The sequence below is a fragment of the Mesorhizobium norvegicum genome (genome assembly GCF_004919685.1).
Taxonomy (GTDB): domain Bacteria; phylum Pseudomonadota; class Alphaproteobacteria; order Rhizobiales; family Rhizobiaceae; genus Mesorhizobium; species Mesorhizobium norvegicum.
Genome location: NZ_SMYZ01000136.1, coordinates 1 through 396, shown reverse-complemented (window position 1 = coordinate 396; position 396 = coordinate 1). Strand labels below are relative to the sequence as shown.

Annotated in this window: 1 protein-coding gene; it reads left to right on the top strand. The window is 64.1% G+C overall.

What is annotated here, in order from left to right; genetic code table 11:
• The coding region (locus tag FCU66_RS38160) for a heterodisulfide reductase-related iron-sulfur binding cluster (RefSeq protein ID WP_246094197.1) at window positions 1–396 on the top strand (396 nt) is incomplete at both ends.

Here is a 396-nt window from a genome sequence, read left to right as displayed (position 1 = left end):
ATCACCGCATCCGGATGCGGCACGACGATCAAGGACTACGGCTTCATGCTGCGGCTGGATCCGGCCTATGCCGACAAGGCCGCGCGCGTGTCGGCACTGGCCAAGGACATCACCGAATATCTGGCGGGCATCGAGCTGCCCGAACCGGTGCGCAAACCGGGCACGGTGGTCGCCTATCACTCGGCCTGCTCGATGCAGCACGGCCAGAAGATCATCCGCCAGCCGAAGGAACTGTTGGCCAAGGCCGGCTTCATCGTGCGCGAGCCGCGCGAAGGGCATCTCTGCTGCGGTTCGGCCGGCACCTACAACATCCTGCAGTCCGACATTTCGGCCAAGCTGCGTGATCGCAAGGTGAAAAACATCGAGGCGACGGGTGCTTCGATCGTCGCCACCGGC